Raw genomic sequence first — 15,849 nt, 5'->3', positions numbered from 1 at the left:
GGCTCCGTGCCTTCTTCTGTCATGCCCACGTCCAGGCGCGGCGGTCTGCAGTCGCCCGCCGCCGTCTCCACCATCGGTCTGCGCAAGTCGTACGGCGACAAGACCGTGCTCAACGGCATCGATCTGCGCATCCCGGCCGGGTCCGTGTTCGCACTGCTCGGGCCCAACGGCGCCGGCAAGACCACCGCCGTCAAAATCCTCTCCACCCTCATCACCGCCGACGCCGGCGACCTGCACGTCGGCGGTCACGACCTGGCCACCGACCCGCAGGCGGTGCGCGCCGCGATCGGTGTCACCGGGCAGTTCTCCGCCGTCGACGGGCTGATCACCGGCGAGGAGAACATGCTCCTCATGGCGGACCTGCACCACCTCTCCCGCAGCGAGGGCCGCCGAACCGCCGCCGAGCTGCTGGAGCGCTTCGACCTCACCGACGCCGCGAAGAAGCCCGCCTCCACCTACTCCGGCGGCATGAAGCGCCGCCTCGACATCGCCATGACGCTTGTCGGCGACCCGCGCATCATCTTCCTCGACGAGCCGACGACCGGCCTCGACCCTCGCTCCCGGCACAACATGTGGCAGATCATCCGCGAACTCGTCTCCGACGGCGTCACCGTCTTCCTCACCACCCAGTACCTGGAGGAGGCCGACCAGCTCGCCGACCGCATCGCCGTGCTCAACGACGGCAAGATCGCCGCCGAGGGCACCGCAGAAGAGCTGAAGCGGCTGATCCCCGGCGGCCATGTCCGGCTCCGCTTCTCCGACCCGTCCGTGTACCAGTCCGCCGCCCTCGCGCTGCGCGAGGTCACCCGGGACGACGACTCCCTCACGCTGCAGATCCCCAGCGACGGCACCCAGCGCGAGCTCCGCTCCATCCTCGACTGGCTGGACTCGGCCGGCATCGAGGCGGACGAGCTGACCGTGCACACCCCCGACCTCGACGACGTGTTCTTCGCCTTGACCAGCGGCACCAACCAGCCCCCCAAGGAGGCTGTCCGATGAGCTCCCTCTCCCTCGCCGTGCGCGACTCGTCCACGATGCTGCGCCGCAACCTCCTGCACGCGCGGCGCTACCCGTCCCTCACCCTGAACCTCCTGCTCACGCCGATCATCCTGCTGCTGCTCTTCGTCTACGTCTTCGGCGACGTGATGAGCGCGGGCATTGCCGGCGGCGGCGCCGATCGCTCCGAGTACATCGCCTACGTCGTGCCGGGCATCGTGCTGATGACCATCGGCGGCACCGTGGTCGGGACCGCGGTGTCCGTCTCCAATGACATGACCGACGGCATCATCGCCCGCTTCCGCACGATGGCGATCCACCGCGGGTCCGTGCTCATCGGGCACGTCGTCGGCAGCGTGCTGCAGTCGGTCATGAGTGTGGTCCTCGTGGGCGCCGTCGCCGTGGCCATCGGCTTCCGGTCCACGGATGCCACGGCCCTGGAGTGGCTGGCGGCGTTCGGGCTGCTCGCGCTCGTCGCCCTGGCGCTCACCTGGATCGCCGTCGGGATGGGTATGGTCAGCCCGAACGCCGAGGCGGCCAGCAACAACGCGCTGCCGCTGATCGTCCTGCCCCTCATCTCGAGCGCCTTCGTCCCGGTCGACGCAATGCCGGGCTGGTTCCAGCCGATCGCCGAGTACCAGCCGTTCACCCCGGCCATCGAGACCCTGCGTGGGCTGCTGCTCGGCAGCGAGATCGGCAACAACGGGTGGATCGCGATCGCCTGGTGCCTGGCTCTCTCCGCGCTCGGCTACTACTGGTCGAAGGCGGTTTTCAACCGCGATCCGAAGTAGCCGAGACGACCGCGCCGGCCGCCTCCCGCAGCTCGTCCCGCCCGAGGGCGGCGTACTCCGACACCGCGTCGGCGTACGCCGCCCCGTCCGCGTCCTCGGCCGCCCGCCGGGCCCGGGCCAAGGACATCGTCGGCTGGAACTCACGCTGCACCCGCATCCGTTCGGCCAGCGCGATCAGCCGTACGGCGGAGGTGTCCCCGGACGCGATTCCGGCCAGGCCGAGGGCGTGCAGCACCGTCCCGTACACCGGGAACTCGACGGGGGTGTAACTCGGGGCGGCGAGGAGTGTGCGCAGCCGCTCCCGCAGCCGCTCGGTCAGCTCCGCAAACGGCTCCGGGCGGCCGGCGTACGCGCGTGCCGCCACCGCCGGCGATTGGATCTCCAGCGCGCCACTCAAACTTCGGTGACACACGGTCAACCTTCGATGGCACAGGACAGCCGGCGGCGTGTGCCACTCCCGGAGGTTTTCGGCCATCGCCGTGCCCGCACCGTTGACGGGGTCGGCTGTCAGCTTGAGAATGACATGTCATTCCGTCGGTAGGAGGGGAACGCCCGTGGCTTCAGGCGCCGTTGGCACGGTGGGCGCGGTCGACAAGCGGGAGGCGATCCTTCGCGCGGCGAGGACGGTGTTCGCCGAGCGCGGCTACCACGCGACCGGCATCTCCGACATCGCCCGCGAACTCGGTGCCGGGCACGGCACGTTCTACCGGTATTTCAAGAACAAGGAGGACATCGCGCGCAGCGTGGTGTCGCACGCTCTGCGGCAGGTGAGCGAGGCGCTGGCCGACGAGGACCCGCGCTCCTCGCAGTCCCTGCCGCAGTACCGGGAGCAGGTCGCGCGAATCGGCAACAAACTGTTCGACCTCGTCGTCGCAGAGCCGGAGTTGTGCCACATCCTCTTCTACGACGCCATCGCAATCGACCGGGCCGATGCGGACTTCGCCGGGAGGGTGTTGGAGTCGGCGGCCGCCTTCACGGCCGCGTTCATCCACAACGGGCAGGACCGGGGCTTCCTGCGCCGCGATGTGGACACCATGGTGGTCGGACTGGCCGTGAACGGGATGATCACGACCGGGGCGCTACGGCTGCTGCACGCGCCGGATCCCGAAGCCATGCGCGAGCCGTGGATCCACGCCGTGGAAACGCTCATGTTCGACGGCCTCGGCTCCGCCTGAGCCGCGGGCTGCAAGAGGTGCAAGGACCGCTCATTTCTTTTGCCTTCCGAACGGAATGACATGTCATTCCGGAAAGGGGAGAACAATGGTCCAGGTCGATGTCTTCTGGTCGTACGGCATAGGGGCGAGCCTCGCCACCGCCGCCGCGTACCAGCTCAGGAGCGCTGACGCCCGCCGTGCCGGCCGATGGTCGGATCCTTATCTGCTGGGCAGTGCGCTGTATTGCGCCGTGCTGTTCGCGCCGAGCGGCGCCTGGCTGCTGTGGGGCTTTCCGGACTGGGAGACGATGCAGACGGCCGACGGCCACGGCTCGCTGCCCCCATGGCTGGTCGCGCTGTTCGCCGCGACGAATGTGAGCCAGGGCGTGCTCGGCTACTGCGTCGCGGCGCGGCTGATCGCGCGCGGCCGGGTGTACGCAGCCTTCCTCCAGGCAGGACTGGGGTACACGGGCATGTTCTTCATTCTTGTCCACGGCTGGGACGGCCGGGGCTACCAGCGGTTCTTCTCCGCCGACCGGGATACCTTCGCGGCCTGGCCCGAGCATCCGGGCCTCGGGCAGGCACTGTCGCGCGCGGGCGACTGGCTGGCCTCGCCTGTCGCTTTGACGCTGTACGGGATGGGGGCGGTGATCGTCCCGGCGATGCTGGCGCTGATGGTCTCCTGGGTCAGGTCGGGGCAGCTCGCAGCGGGCGGTGCCGACGGCGGCGTGGTGGCCGGGCGGCTCCGTATCGTCGCTGCCGTGCTGGGCGCCGTCTTCGGGGTGGCGCTGGGCACGGCTGTGGCCGCCAGTGTGCTGGTTCACCTGCTGGGCTGGTGGCTCGGCGTACCGGTGGTCGCGGCCGTCACCCTCCTGTTCGTCGTACGCCCCGAAACGGGTGCGGCGCACCGCGTCTTTCTGCTGCTCGGCCTCCCTGACCGGCGGATCGGTTTGCCTTCGAGTGCACTCCGAGAGTGAGACTGGCAAGCGGTCGTCAGGCCAACCCGCACGCGTCAATAGAGCGAGGACGAGTGACCATCGCACATTTGCCGGGGCACCCGCTGCCATACGACCGCTACCTCGAGGCGATCGAGCGGGATACCGCCCGATTCGCAGCCGCCATCACGGCCGAAGATCCCACCGCAGCCGTCCCCACATGCCCCGACTGGACGCTGGCCGATCTGACCAGACACCTCGGAACGGTGCAGCGCTGGTTCAGCGTTCTGCTGACCCGCGTCATCCAGGAGCCGCCACGCGAGCGCACGGTGGAGCTGGGGCTGCCGGAGCGCGAGGACGCTCTTGCCGAATGGCTCTCAACTGAGGTCTCCGAGGTCCTCGCCCTCCTGCGCACCACCGATCCCGACGCCCCGATGTGGGCTTGGGGTGCCGACCAGCGCGCGCGATTCTGGGTCCGCCGGATGGCCTTCGAAACACTGGTACACCGGGTCGACGCGGAACGGACCGTGGGTCGGACATCGGACATCGACGCCACACTGGCCGCAGACGGCGTGGACGAGTTCCTGGTCAATCTGCCCTACGCCAGCTCATTCGCACCAGACGTGGCGAACTTGCGCGGGAACGGCGAGGCCATCCGTTTCGAGTGCACCGACCGTGAGAGCGACGGTGACACCTGGGTCGTCCGGCTGCGGCCCGACACGTTCGGGATCGAGCCGGAACGAGCGGAGGAGGCCCCGTCAGGGCAGACACTCGAGCACGCCAAGGTCAGGGGTCGGGCCGCTGACTTGCTCCTGCTCATGTACGGAAGGCTTACGTACGACAGCAGAGCCTTCGAGGTATCGGGCGACGAGCGCCTACTCACCCGCTGGTTCAGCCACTCCGCGTTCTGATGCTCGCCAATCGGTCGCCTGCCGCCGCAAGACGTCGGCCTGCGTCGTAAGGCATACCAGGACTGTGTGGATGAGGAAGCTGACGCTGCGGTCGGGTGCGAGCTCACCAGCGCATGACTCGGCGAGCGGCACTATCGGCGAGCGAGTTTGGCAGCGAATCGTTTGGCGAGGGTGTGGACGTCACCCGGCCAGCGGGCGGACAGGTAGTTCCCGTCCTCGACGACGAATGCGGGGCGCTCGTCGCTCGGACTGTCGCGGCTGCTGCCGCGAGCCTTGCGCCGGTAGTCCGCGGTGCCGGGCTCGACATCGAGGAAGTCCTCCGGATGCGCCAGATTCCGTGTCACCTCTTGCTGCACGGACATGTGGCCCTCAGGCTGGCCAGGCTCCTCCCGGTAGGTGCGGTAGTAATCGGGGTCCCAGTAGCGCGTGCGCCGGGCGATTCGCCACGCCGTCCTCTCAAGGCGCCATGTCAGCGCCGTGGTACGGCGGCCGTACAGAACCGAGCGACCGCTGTCGGGGTCAGTGCTCCGCGCGGCGAGCAGAACGCCGTGGCAGATCGCCGCAACCGGCAGGTCGCGGCGGAATGCATCCACGACCAGGGACTGAAGAGTCTTGCTCTCCAGATACGGGCGCATGCCCCGTGCGCGGTGGCCGCCCGCCAGATACAGGCCGTCCGCGCCATCGGCAGTCAACGCATCCCACGACTGCGGGACGCGGAACTCCTCGGACTGGACCATCTTTGTGTAGGCGGACCGGGCATCGGCGTTGGCACGCAGGGCCCGCCCGATGCCGAGGAATCGCTTCAGTCCCGGAACACGTCCCCACGGATCGAGCCCCTGCCCCGTCAGCATGACCTCGTCCCCCATTGCGGTCCTGCCGTCGGGCGTCGCAAACACAACACTGTGTCCGGCCCGGGTAAGGACCTGCCACCCCACCGCCACCTCGCTGGGGTCGAAGTCCTGCGCGGGAATGGGCATCAATACAGTTGCCATTGCTACCTCCTTCGATGCCGGCATCGTCCTGCGTGCGGGTCGGCGCACGACATCCACCGATGTTCCTGGTTAAGCGACTCGACGAGGCGGTTGAAGTACTCATTGGCACGCGCGAGATGCTTCGAGTCCCATCGACTGTGAGGCTACTGCTGGCTGCAGCTTCGATGGCGTACGCAGCGGGTGTCGCCCAGGAGTCAACGTCTGCGTCGCCCTCGTAGCCGGTGCTCACAGGGACGGACCGGTGCGGGACAGCCTCGGACATCGCTTTGACGCGGTTCGTACGCGAACTTCGCCCCATGAGGCGCTGCCTCAGTCCGCCGTCGGCGTCAGAGGGTCAACGCGAGACAACGTCTCGGAGAGCGGCAGCCCGGCCCTTGAAGCCGCGATCTGACGCGTTCGCAGTTCGCAGCGCGTACGCGGACGGAACTTCGGCTCCTTGCCACAGCCACAAACCAGTCGCCCCTCGTAGCGCAGTCCTTCGCCCAGCACCGCAGCCACTACGGACCACCCGCGGACATTACGCCTTGGTGGTGGAGCAAAGTCGTGACCAGCGCAAACAAGGGGCCGGGCGCAGTTCGGGCACGGACGCTCCCGCTCCGGATCCGCATGCTGCTTGAAGCTGACACGGCACGTCACGCATGCGTAGTGCAGCTTGTAGTAGGTCATGGCGTAGAGGCACACCCGGTGACCGTACTGACCAGACCCTCGAACTGCCCACCGGCTTCAGCCATCTGACGCGACTGGGCCCCGACTCGGCGGAACCAGATCGATTTCGCGCATCGGAGCCCCACGGATGCGACCCGCCATCGGAAACGGCGTCATAAAGCTGTGTCCGATGTGGTGATCGTTCGATGGCTGTTCATGGGGCGGGGTACGTGGAGTTGGGTGGTTCTGGACGGACTGCGGGACTGGATGGAAGGGTCCCGCTTCGGTGACGCAAAGGGCTAGGACGGCGGCCGAACCGCTCGCTCCCGAACTGCCGCCGGTGCCTCTCAAGCCACGGTGACGGGTGGCCTGACCTGCGGCACCAACTGCCCGTCCAGGCGCCGGACCTCAAGGATTGCGGCGCCCGCTGCCGGGCCACGGCTCAGTGGGCGAGGAGCATGTAGGTGTTCTCCAGCTCGTCCTGCACGACGTGGGCATCTCCCGCGACCGTCCGCACGACAAGGTCGTCTTCCGGGGCATGGACCCGATACTGCCAGCCTTGCGGGAGCCGCAGCCGGTGGCCGAGCGTGGCCAGGGAGTCCATCGTCTGGCTGTCGTCCACGGTGTGGGAGTACGCCTGCAGGACGTATGTGCGGTCGCCCGGGGCGAGCAGCGCGTGCACCGGTTTGCCGCTGGACAGGACGTACTCGGTGTCCCGTTTCACGGTTGAATCGACGTAGAACTTCTTGGCCGTCGCCCCGGTGAGGTCGATCTCGGCGGGGATGCGGAGTTCGGCCACGCAGCGGGCCTCCAGGCCGTCGAACATCGCGGTGTCCCCCCACTCGAACGCCGTGACCTCGTCGATCGTCCAGAAGCGGGGTCCGTTCAGGAACACCATCGGCACCTTGAACTGCTCCGCCAGCGCACCGGGGTCGAGCGCGTCCCACCGCTCCGGCGGACAGTCGTTGAGACCGAAGGTATTATAGACGGCTGCCTTGAGACGACCGTCCTCGCCCGGCGAGATGAGAAGGATCTCGCCGTAGCGAGCGTTCCGCAGGCCGCTCAGGTGCCGGGCCGCTTTCGTCGTGTCGGACATGGCTCCTCCTGGTCACCGCCCGTCTCCGCTCCTGCGCGGAGACCGCCTGTGGGGAAAGGCCCGCCATGGGTCGGGCCCGGGTAGTACCGCGGGTCGTCCACTCCATCAAGCGCATCACACGCGTGGTGAAGCCGCACGTCGTCCCCGGTGGCGTCGAGTAACCGAACCTGCCCGCCACCGCCCGTACGGCTCACGTGGGATGAGGGACGAAGCCTCGTGCCACCACCGGCAGGCGACCGCCCCGTAGATATCCGGGGGGTGAGTCTCCTAGGTGAAGCGCGCCCCCCTTCACCCCCCACCACACGGCGTCGGGCCGCCCTAGCCTCGACACCATGGACACAGACAAGCGCCCCGCCGCCGAGAACGCGCTGGGAGGTTTCCTCCGCGCACGGCGTGCCCAACTGCACCCCGAAGACACGGGGCTTCCCACCTCCGGCCGCCGCAGGGTGCCCGGTCTGCGCCGAGAAGAGGTCGCCACGCTCGCCGGGGTGAGCGCCGACTACTACATGCGTCTGGAACAGGGCCGTGAACGTCACCCGTTCCAGCAGGTACTCGAAGCCGTCGCGCGAGCTCTGCGGCTGGACGACGAAGCGGTGGCTCACCTGTACCGTGTGGCTACCCCGACCACGCGCCGTACGCGCCGCGCGCCCCGCGTCGAACGCGTCGCCCCGCACTTGCGGCGGCTCGTCGACACCTGGGGCGACACGCCCGCCTTCGTCCTTGGCCACGCCCTGGACATCCTGGCGCGCAACCAGCTCGCGGGCGCCCTGTACGCCGGCTTCACCCACTCCGACAACCTGCTGCGCATGACGTTCCTGGACCTGGCCGCGCACGACTTCTACCGCGAGTGGGACCGTGCCGCCGAATCATGCGTGGCCACACTGCGGCGGGCGGCCGGTATCGACCCCGAGGACCCGCTACTGATCGAACTCGTCGGCGAACTGTCCATGAAGAGTGCCGACTTCCGCTCCCTGTGGGCTCGCCAGGACGTGCGGGGCAAGACTCGCGAGGCCAAGCTCTTCCATCACGCCGAGGTCGGCGACCTGGAGCTGCATTACGAGGCCTTCACCGTGAACAGCGCTCCCGGTCAGCAACTCATCGTCTACCAGGCCGAAGCGGGCAGCCCTTCCGCCGACGCCCTTGCCCTGCTCGGTTCGCTGAGCGCCATCCCCGTTCCCGCGCAGGACACCGCGATGGGCACCGACTGAGTGCGCGCTCGCGGCTCCACGAGGACAGAGCCCTGCCCTGCGTTTCCTGGGTGCGCGCCAGGGCTACCCTCACGGCTCCCCATCAGGGTGGACGCGAAGGAGAATGACGCCATGAACCACATCGTGGAGCTGGGAGAGTTTCTCCGCTCGTGCCGCGGCCGGCTCACCCCCGCCGAGGCGGGAATGCCGAGGACCTCCCGGCGGCGCGTACCGGGCCTGCGCCGGGAGGAGCTCGCCCAGCTGGCGGCCCTCAGCGTCGACGACTGGACGACACCGAATGCGTACATCTGTTCGGTTTAGCGAACCGGCGCCCCATCCAGCACCGAAAGACCCGGCCCGCCCCGCGCGAGCGGGTCGGCCCGGCGGCCCACCAACTGCTGGCCACGCTGGATGCGGCCTATTGCCTCGCCTTCGTGCTGGGGCGCCGTACCGATGTGGTTGCCGCCAACCCGCTCTCGCGTGCACTGATCGCCGACTTCGAGGCGATGCCGACCCGGGAGCGCAATCAGGCCCGGTTCGTCTTCCTCGATCCCGCCGCACTCGAGCTGTACGCGGACTGGGAGACCGCCGCCGCGGACACCGCGGCGATGCTGCGGATGGACGCCGGGCGCCATCCCGAGGACCTGCAGCTGGGCGAGCTGGTCGGCGAACTCGCCGTATGTAGTGAGTACTTCCGGGAGTGCTGGGCCGAGCGCCGAGCGCCGAGCGCCGAGTGCACGAGCGCACCGAGGGGACCAAGGGCTACCACCACCCGGTCGTCGGCGACCTCACCGTCACGTACCAGGCCCTCGCCCTGCCCGGCGACACCGACCAGATCTTGTTCATCTGCACCACCGAGCCGGGCTCTCCCTCCGAAACCGCCCTGCGGCTCCTGGCGACCTGGGCGATCGAGCCCCTCGCCGACGACGCCCGCACCACCGTGCACAGCGAACCGGGCCCCACCTCCTAATGATGTTGTCAAGCTGCTGCTGTGACCGGGAGTTCGCGTTGGTAGCACCGTCCGTCACGTATCAGGGCCCACAGAACGTTGACCCGTCGCCGGGCCAGCGCGAGCACGGCCTGGGTGTGCCGTTTGCCTTCAGCGCGCTTGCGTTCGTAGAAGCGCCGCGATGCGTCGCAGTTGCGGATGCTGATCAACGCGGAGGTGTAGAAGACCCGTTGCAGGCCGCGGTGGTAGCGCCGGGGGCGGTGGAGGTTGCCGCTGACGTTGCCGGAGTCCCGGGGCGCGGGGGCTACTCCGGCGAGGCTGGCCAGGCGGTCGGCGGTGCCGTAGCGGCTCATGTCGCCAGCGGTGGCGGCGAGGAATTCGGCGCCCCAGCAGCGGGCCGATGCCGGGCATGCTGGAGATCACTTCGGCGAGTTCGTGCTCGCGAAACCGGGCCGCAATGAGCTTGTCGATCTCGGTGATCTGCTCGTTGAGGCCCATCACCTCCTTCGCCAGGGTGTGGATCACCTGCGCGGTGATCTTCTCCCCGGGAACGGCGGTGTGCTGACGCTCGGCTGCTTCCAAGGCGACCGTGGTGAGGGCCTCGGGGCTGCGGACGTGGCGGTTGCGCAGCCAGGTCTCCAGACGCTTGCGGCCGGTGCGGCGCAGGGCGGCCGGGGTCTGGTAGCCGGTCAGCAGGATCAACGGGCCGACGTTACCCAGGTCCAGACACCGCTCCAACGCAGGGAAGATGCTGGTGAGTTGGCCGCGCAGGCGGTTGATCCGGCGGGTGCGGTCGGCGTTCAGGTCGGCTCGCCGGTTGGTGAGGACCCGCAGCTCGATGGCACCCTCGTCGTCCGGCCGCAGCACAGTCAGGTCCCGGCGCATCCGGGCCTGGTCGGCGATGACGGTGGCGTCCTTGGCGTCGGTCTTGCCGGTGCCCCGGTAGCCGGCCGAGGCCCGGTTCACCGCGAGACCGGGGATGTAGAGCAACCGCTGCCCGTGGTTGAGCAGCACGCTGATCAGCAAGGTGGCCATGCCGTCGGCGACGTCGACCGCCCATACGGCGTCCTCGTCGAGGGCCAGCACGTCGGCGAGCAGGGCCAGCAGCTCCGGCTCGTCGTTCAGCACCCGCCGCGACAGCAGCCGCTTGCCTTCGGCGTCCAGGACCACGCAGTGGTGATGGGTCTTGCCGATGTCCACGCCCGCCCAGATCTGGGGCACGGGTTCCTCCGGTTCGTCGGTATGAGCTGTTCTCCCGAACGACCTCGCCAGCGTGGTCCTACTCAGCGATACACCCGCAGGTGCTCGCGGCTCCTAATCAGCGGCCGAGTCGTCGTGAGACACCGGGCGGCCAGGTGAGGCAAACCATCGAGTGCAACCGCCTGAAAGCCATACCCGGTGTCTCTGGGCCTCTGGACCTTACGACGGCCCGTCCAACCCACAAACAACGTAGGACCGCCTGAGCCCGGCACTCCTTCCTCGACTAGCCTGGGACCATGAGCGACGGCACTCCTCTGGGAGAGTTCCTCAGAGCACGGCGCGAAGGCCTCAAGCCACAGGATGTGGGCCTGCCCGAGCATGGTCGCAGGCGGGTGCCCGGGCTGCGACGCGAGGAAGTCGCCATGCTGGCCGGTGTGAGCTCCGACTACTACATGCGCCTGGAACAGGGCCGGGAGACCAGCCCCTCGCCCCAGGTCATCGACGCCGTCGCCGCCGCCCTCCACCTCGATGAGGAGGCCACCGACCACCTGCGCAGACTTACCCGGGCACCCCAGGAACGCCGCAGCATTCCCGCCGGCCACGACCGGATCAGCCCCCAGCTGCTCCAGTTGCTCGACAGCTGGCCCGACACCCCCGCGTTCGTCCTGGGCCCGGCCCTGGACGTGCTGGCGCAGAACGTCCTCGCCACGGCTCTGCACAGCGGATTCGAGCGGTTCGACAACCTGGCCCGCATGGTGTTCCTGGACCCGGCGGGACGTGACTTCTACCAGGACTGGGAGAAGGCGGCGCACGCGTGCGTCGCCGAAATCCGCGCGGCCTACGGACATGACCCGGACTCCCCGCGTATCACCGAAGTCGTCGAGATCCTTTGCGCGAAGAGCCCGGAATTCACCGAGTTGTGGGCGCGGCACGATGTGAAGGGCAAGACCCGGCAGGCGAAGAACCTCAAGCACCCCCAGGTCGGCGACCTGGAAATCCAGTTCTCCGCCTTCACCGTCAACGAAGCCCCGCACCAGCAGCTGGTCGTCTACCAGGCCGAACCCGCCAGCACCACCGCCGCCGCCTTCGTCGAGCTCCGCTCCCGGGCCGACCACCGCGAACCCGCGCAGCAGCAGGCCGAAACCGACCGGGTCTCCAGCGACACGTAGTTCCGTTGCCCGTGTGGCCAGACACGTATTCTGAGGAAGTCTGCTGCGTGCGGCGGCAGTTGAGCGGCGTGTAGCCGACGCGGCGAGTCGGTGCGTCCACCGCGTCGGCTGCTGATCACGGGGTAAGGCCGCAGCCGATTACTGCTTGCACCGTCCGGCTCGCAGCTCGACTGCCGTGCCGCCGTCGCCCAGCCCGGTCATGGTCAGGCTCCATCGCGGGCGCGCTGGTCACCTTCGCGGTAGAGCACCAGGTGCTCGTGGAAGAGAATCCCGTCGCGGACGTCACCAGTGGCGGTGAAGCCGGTGTCGTCGACGTAGTCGATGTGGCTGCCGGTGACGGTATAGCCGCCGGTGTAGGCGCTCCGGCGGTTGCCGCGGGCCTCGTCGTAGCGGCCGTTCGGCAGCAGTTCCTGGCGGATGAACCCGTCCGCGGTCACCCACATCCCGACGTACGGATGCGGATCGCGGGGCATTTCGTTGCTGGTCATGGCTCTACAGTCGGCCCTGCGGCGCGGAGCAACCAGGCCGCCGTCTCCCCAGGTGAGGGCTTCCCGGGTGCCGCGCACCCAGTGTTGTGGCCGGCCTCCGCTCCGCGCTGCGATTCTGCTCGCCCGGCCTCACATGGGCGGGCCTCCTGTCGAAGTCGCCCTGGTCGGCGACATGTTCACGCAGATGCGGGCCGTCCTCCAACGCCTCGCCGCACCGCCGCGGGTGGTGCTCGCCCTGGCCCTGGCCGCCGTCACTGTCGCGGCCGGCTCGCTGCTCGGCGGCCACACGATGCTGCTGCTGTGGCCCTGCTGCTGTTCGTGGCCGCCGTAGCCGTACCAGCACCCGCCGTGGTCGAGACCGTCAACACGATCGCACCGCACGCACGGGGCGCGGCCGTCGCCCTCTACGCATGCAGCATGTTCATCGGCGTCAGCCTGGGCCCGCAGCTGACCGGCGCCCTCGCCGGGCAAGGCTTCGGCGGCATCCTCCGCATCGTGGCCGTGGCGCTCGTCCTGGGCATCGACCCGGCCCTTCCGGCCTGCGCAACCAGCCCTCCGAACCACCCCGCAATCCCCACTCATCCTGACCCAGCTCCAGAGCGGAGCCGACGCGAAGTGTCCGATCACCTGGGATCAGCGTGGACTCCGTCAGGAGCCTCTGCCTGGAGCGCAGGCCATTGAACTGGCGCCACGTGCTGGCCGAAGCTCAGGATTCCACGGCTGACTGGTGCAGGATCCGTGCCAGCTCGCGTGGCTGGGAGAACATCGGCCAGTGGCCGGTGTCCATCTCGACCAGCCGCCAGTGCTCGCTGGTCAGCAGCTCGGCCACGTCGTCGCTCGGCTCGGCGCCGTCGAGCAGGCACTTGATGTACGTCGCCGGAAGCTCGCCGAGTGGCAGTGCCAGCACGGCCGGCTCGGCCAGAGAGGCACCCGGGTGCGGCGTCGAGCCGCCCACGAGCCGTGCGATCTGCTCATCGGTGAGGCCCTGGCCGTCGCAGTCGGCCGTGGTCAGCGGTGCCCAGAATCCGCCGTTCCCGGCGATCGAGGCCTCCAACTTCGCAGGGCCCTCCCACCAGCCGGAGACGAACGACCCGCCGTCGGCCGGAACGTTGGAGTCGACGAAGACCACGCGGGTCAGCCGGTCGCCGATCCGCTCGGCGGCCTGACCGACCGGGATGCCCGAGTAGCTGTGCCCGACCAGGACGACGTCGCGGAGATCGTGGCGTTCGACCTCGTCGACGATGTCCTGTACATGGGTCTGCTGCCCCTGCCGGCACGCCCTGCTTGTCGGCGAGGCCGGACAGCGTCAAAGGGTGGGTGCCGTGCCCGGCCGCACGCAACTCCGGCACCACCTCGTCCCACGCCCACGATCCAAGCCACGCGCCCGCCATCAGTACGAATTTCGCCATGGTGGCAACGTAGCGCGGCGGTCTGACAACTCGCCTCGGTTGCGCGCACGATCGGCCGGTGGCGGCCGCCGTCGTCGTGCGCAGTCACCGTCACGGTGCCGTCCTCGGCCCGACAGGGGGGTGTCGCGCACCCAGGTGAACGGCGGCCTGGCTCTCGCCCCCGCGCCGTCGGAGGCTGCTCATACCGGACGCCCATCGGAGGCGCCCCGCCCCCGACATGTGAACGGACTCGACCATGAACCTCGACCACACCCCGCGTCAGACCGTCCTCGACCAGTTGCGCAGCACCGCAACCGACCCCGACCGCCGCATCCTGTTCACCGGCGCCACGGTGGTCACCATGGACCCCGCACTCGGCACCCTCCCGGTCGGCGACGTGCTCGTCCAGGGCACCACCATCGCCGCCGTCGGCGGCGACCTGCGCGCCCAGGGGGCCGCCGAGGGCGCCGTGGTTGTCGATGCCGCAGGCACCGTCGTCACCCCCGGATTCGTGGACACCCACCGCCACGCGTGGGAGGCCCAACTGCGCCGGATCATGCCGGACGTCGACGACCTCGGCGCCTACGTCACGACCACTCTCCTCGGCTACGCCCCGGTCTACCGGCCTCAGGACATGTACACCGGGACGAAGCTGGCGGCGCTCACCGCCATCGACTCCGGCATCACCACGATGCTGGACTTCTCCCACAACTCCCGTACCGCCGCCCACTCCGACGCTGCGGTCCGCGCCCTGCTGGACACCGGCATCCGCGGCGTCCACGCCGCCATGAGCCCGCACTTCGGCGCGTGGGACCACCAGTGGCCGGCCGATGTCGCCCGGTTGCAGAAGGAGTACGGCAGCGAGCTGCTGACCTTCCGCCTGGCCACCCTGGCCACCGATGAGATCGCCGGACCCGAGATCGCGTACGGCCCCGAACTCGCCCGGTTCGCCAAGGAGCTGGGTATCGGCGTCAGCGTCGACGCGGTCTTCGGCACCTCGTCCTCGCAGGCCATCCTGGCCTGGGAGCGGCAGGGCCTGCTGGGCCCGGACCTCACCCTGATCCACTCCACGGGCCTGACCGCCGAGGCCTGGCGCGCCATCGGCGCCAGCGGTACCACCATCGCGCTGGCCCCCACCTCCGACGCCCAGATCGGCCTGGAGAGCGCGATCCCCGCCGTGGACGAGGCCCTGTCCGTCGGCGTCCGCCCCGGCCTCAGCATCGATGTCGAAGTCGCGCTGGCCAGCGACATGTTCACGCAGATGCGGGCCCTGCACGCCATCCAGCGGATGCGCGCGGTCAACGGCGTCTACGGCACCGAGCGTGAGCCGGTCCGCATCAGCACCACCGATGTGCTGGACTTCGCCACCCTGCAGGGCGCCCGGACCAACGGCCTGGCCGACGTGGTCGGTTCACTGACACCGGGCAAGCAGGCCGACCTGTTGGTGATCAACGCTGAGGAGATCAACAACATGCCGCTCAACGACCCGATCGGCACCGTCGTCCTGGGCTCCGATGCCCGCAACATCGACACCGTCCTGATCGCCGGCCAGATCCGCAAGTTCAACGGCCATGTACTCGACGTCGACCTTCCCGCGCTGCGCGCCGAAGTCACGGCCTCCCGCGACCATGTCCTTGCCGCCGCCCAGGCCGCCAACGCGACCGCTCCCTGATCCTCTCTCCCCGCTCCTTCGCTGCCGCCGCGACAGGCACCCCCCGGGTGTCCGCCCGGTGGCAGCGTCGCGCAACCTCCAGAACGACCTGGCCGATCGGCTGCTTGGCCAGGCGGTGTGGGAAGCGCCCTCCCATCGATCGGCAGATGACGCACCAGCAAGGCATCGAAGCGGAGATCGGCTTCGGCTGTCCGCTGCGGTGAACGGCGTGCACGCCGACGTCAGAGCCGTCGAGGGCCGGGCGCCTCTCCTGCCCGACGGCAACTGACCTGCCGTC

16 protein-coding genes and 3 pseudogenes are annotated in these 15,849 nt (G+C 69.1%); 13 read left to right on the top strand and 6 right to left on the bottom strand.

Annotated elements, in window-relative coordinates:
* Window positions 1–21 precede the first annotated feature (21 nt).
* Together QFZ67_RS04095 and QFZ67_RS04090 are read left to right on the top strand one after the other, a co-directional pair.
* Window positions 22–999 carry an ATP-binding cassette domain-containing protein gene (locus tag QFZ67_RS04095; protein ID WP_307659710.1) on the top strand — a complete coding sequence of 326 codons (978 nt, stop codon included), beginning with the start codon at window positions 22–24 and terminating at the stop codon, window positions 997–999.
* Window positions 996–1,787, top strand: coding sequence for an ABC transporter permease (locus QFZ67_RS04090; protein ID WP_307659709.1), 792 nt, complete (start codon window positions 996–998; stop codon window positions 1,785–1,787). Before QFZ67_RS04095 ends, QFZ67_RS04090 begins: the two co-directional genes overlap by 4 nt.
* Here the strand turns inward: QFZ67_RS04090 and QFZ67_RS04085 are convergent.
* The gene (locus QFZ67_RS04085; RefSeq protein WP_307659708.1) at window positions 1,768–2,151 is read right to left on the bottom strand and encodes a hypothetical protein; all 384 of its coding nucleotides are present in this window, start codon (window positions 2,149–2,151) and stop codon (window positions 1,768–1,770) included. The two genes, QFZ67_RS04090 and QFZ67_RS04085, sit on opposite strands and share 20 nt — an antisense overlap.
* Window positions 2,152–2,341: 190 nt before the next feature.
* On the opposite strand from QFZ67_RS04085, the gene QFZ67_RS04080 reads away from it, so the two are divergent.
* The 3 genes from QFZ67_RS04080 (at window position 2,342) to QFZ67_RS04070 (ending at window position 4,786) form a co-directional block, all read left to right on the top strand.
* Complete coding sequence (locus tag QFZ67_RS04080) at window positions 2,342–2,962, top strand: TetR/AcrR family transcriptional regulator (protein WP_307659707.1); 621 nt, start codon at window positions 2,342–2,344, stop codon at window positions 2,960–2,962.
* An 85-nt stretch (window positions 2,963–3,047) separates the two neighbouring features.
* Window positions 3,048–3,917, top strand: coding sequence for a hypothetical protein (locus QFZ67_RS04075; protein WP_307659706.1), 870 nt, complete (start codon window positions 3,048–3,050; stop codon window positions 3,915–3,917).
* Window positions 3,918–3,970: 53 nt separating this feature from the next.
* Window positions 3,971–4,786 (top strand): maleylpyruvate isomerase family mycothiol-dependent enzyme, encoded by an 816-nt coding sequence (locus QFZ67_RS04070; protein WP_307659705.1) that lies wholly within the window; start codon window positions 3,971–3,973, stop codon window positions 4,784–4,786.
* A gap of 131 nt (window positions 4,787–4,917) precedes the next feature.
* Here the strand turns inward: QFZ67_RS04070 and QFZ67_RS04065 are convergent, their stop codons facing one another.
* Both QFZ67_RS04065 and QFZ67_RS04060 read right to left on the bottom strand, forming a co-directional pair.
* Complete coding sequence (locus QFZ67_RS04065) at window positions 4,918–5,778, bottom strand: type 1 glutamine amidotransferase domain-containing protein (RefSeq protein ID WP_307659704.1); 861 nt, start codon at window positions 5,776–5,778, stop codon at window positions 4,918–4,920.
* A gap of 1,087 nt (window positions 5,779–6,865) precedes the next feature.
* Window positions 6,866–7,519 carry a hypothetical protein gene (locus tag QFZ67_RS04060; RefSeq protein ID WP_307659703.1) on the bottom strand — a complete coding sequence of 218 codons (654 nt, stop codon included), beginning with the start codon at window positions 7,517–7,519 and terminating at the stop codon, window positions 6,866–6,868.
* 332 nt (window positions 7,520–7,851) lie between these two features.
* Between QFZ67_RS04060 and QFZ67_RS04055 the strand changes: the two genes are divergently transcribed.
* The 4 genes and pseudogenes from QFZ67_RS04055 to QFZ67_RS04040 all read left to right on the top strand — a co-directional run bounded on the left by QFZ67_RS04055 (window position 7,852) and on the right by QFZ67_RS04040 (window position 9,676).
* Window positions 7,852–8,727 carry a helix-turn-helix transcriptional regulator gene (locus QFZ67_RS04055; RefSeq protein ID WP_307659702.1) on the top strand — a complete coding sequence of 292 codons (876 nt, stop codon included), beginning with the start codon at window positions 7,852–7,854 and terminating at the stop codon, window positions 8,725–8,727.
* Between the two features lie 111 nt (window positions 8,728–8,838).
* Window positions 8,839–9,027: a hypothetical protein gene (locus QFZ67_RS04050; protein WP_307659701.1), complete on the top strand. Its 189-nt coding sequence runs from the start codon at window positions 8,839–8,841 to the stop codon at window positions 9,025–9,027.
* A gap of 113 nt (window positions 9,028–9,140) precedes the next feature.
* A pseudogene (locus QFZ67_RS04045) lies at window positions 9,141–9,374 on the top strand (transcriptional regulator); the annotation flags it as partial.
* Between the two features lie 32 nt (window positions 9,375–9,406).
* On the top strand, window positions 9,407–9,676 hold the full coding sequence (locus QFZ67_RS04040) for a hypothetical protein (RefSeq protein WP_307659700.1): 270 nt from the start codon (window positions 9,407–9,409) through the stop codon (window positions 9,674–9,676).
* Between the two features lie 8 nt (window positions 9,677–9,684).
* On the opposite strand, the pseudogene QFZ67_RS04035 reads toward QFZ67_RS04040, so the two are convergent.
* Window positions 9,685–10,876, bottom strand: a pseudogene (locus tag QFZ67_RS04035) (IS110 family transposase).
* A gap of 275 nt (window positions 10,877–11,151) precedes the next feature.
* On the opposite strand from QFZ67_RS04035, the gene QFZ67_RS04030 reads away from it, so the two are divergent.
* Complete coding sequence (locus QFZ67_RS04030; RefSeq protein WP_307659699.1) at window positions 11,152–12,024, top strand: helix-turn-helix transcriptional regulator; 873 nt, start codon at window positions 11,152–11,154, stop codon at window positions 12,022–12,024.
* Window positions 12,025–12,227: 203 nt separating this feature from the next.
* On the opposite strand, the gene QFZ67_RS04025 is transcribed toward QFZ67_RS04030, so the two are convergent.
* Window positions 12,228–12,512: an Atu4866 domain-containing protein gene (locus QFZ67_RS04025; RefSeq protein WP_307659698.1), complete on the bottom strand. Its 285-nt coding sequence runs from the start codon at window positions 12,510–12,512 to the stop codon at window positions 12,228–12,230.
* Between the two features lie 133 nt (window positions 12,513–12,645).
* Between QFZ67_RS04025 and QFZ67_RS04020 the strand changes: the two genes are divergently transcribed.
* Complete coding sequence (locus QFZ67_RS04020; RefSeq protein WP_307659697.1) at window positions 12,646–12,843, top strand: hypothetical protein; 198 nt, start codon at window positions 12,646–12,648, stop codon at window positions 12,841–12,843.
* Entirely contained in the window at window positions 12,813–13,193 is a 381-nt protein-coding gene (locus QFZ67_RS04015) for a hypothetical protein (protein ID WP_307659696.1), read from the top strand. The genes QFZ67_RS04020 and QFZ67_RS04015 overlap by 31 nt, the downstream gene beginning before the upstream one ends.
* A gap of 25 nt (window positions 13,194–13,218) precedes the next feature.
* Here the strand turns inward: QFZ67_RS04015 and QFZ67_RS04010 are convergent.
* Window positions 13,219–13,921, bottom strand: a pseudogene (locus QFZ67_RS04010) (alpha/beta fold hydrolase).
* Window positions 13,922–14,156: 235 nt separating this feature from the next.
* Between QFZ67_RS04010 and QFZ67_RS04005 the strand changes: the two are divergent.
* The gene (locus QFZ67_RS04005) at window positions 14,157–15,572 is read left to right on the top strand and encodes an amidohydrolase family protein (protein WP_307659695.1); all 1,416 of its coding nucleotides are present in this window, start codon (window positions 14,157–14,159) and stop codon (window positions 15,570–15,572) included.
* Window positions 15,573–15,849: the final 277 nt, after the last annotated feature.

Origin of the sequence: Streptomyces sp. V1I1, assembly GCF_030817355.1 — a bacterium.
In the GTDB taxonomy this organism is placed as follows: domain Bacteria; phylum Actinomycetota; class Actinomycetes; order Streptomycetales; family Streptomycetaceae; genus Streptomyces.
Note: the sequence above shows the minus strand (reverse complement) of the source record. Positions and strands in the feature narration are given on the sequence as shown.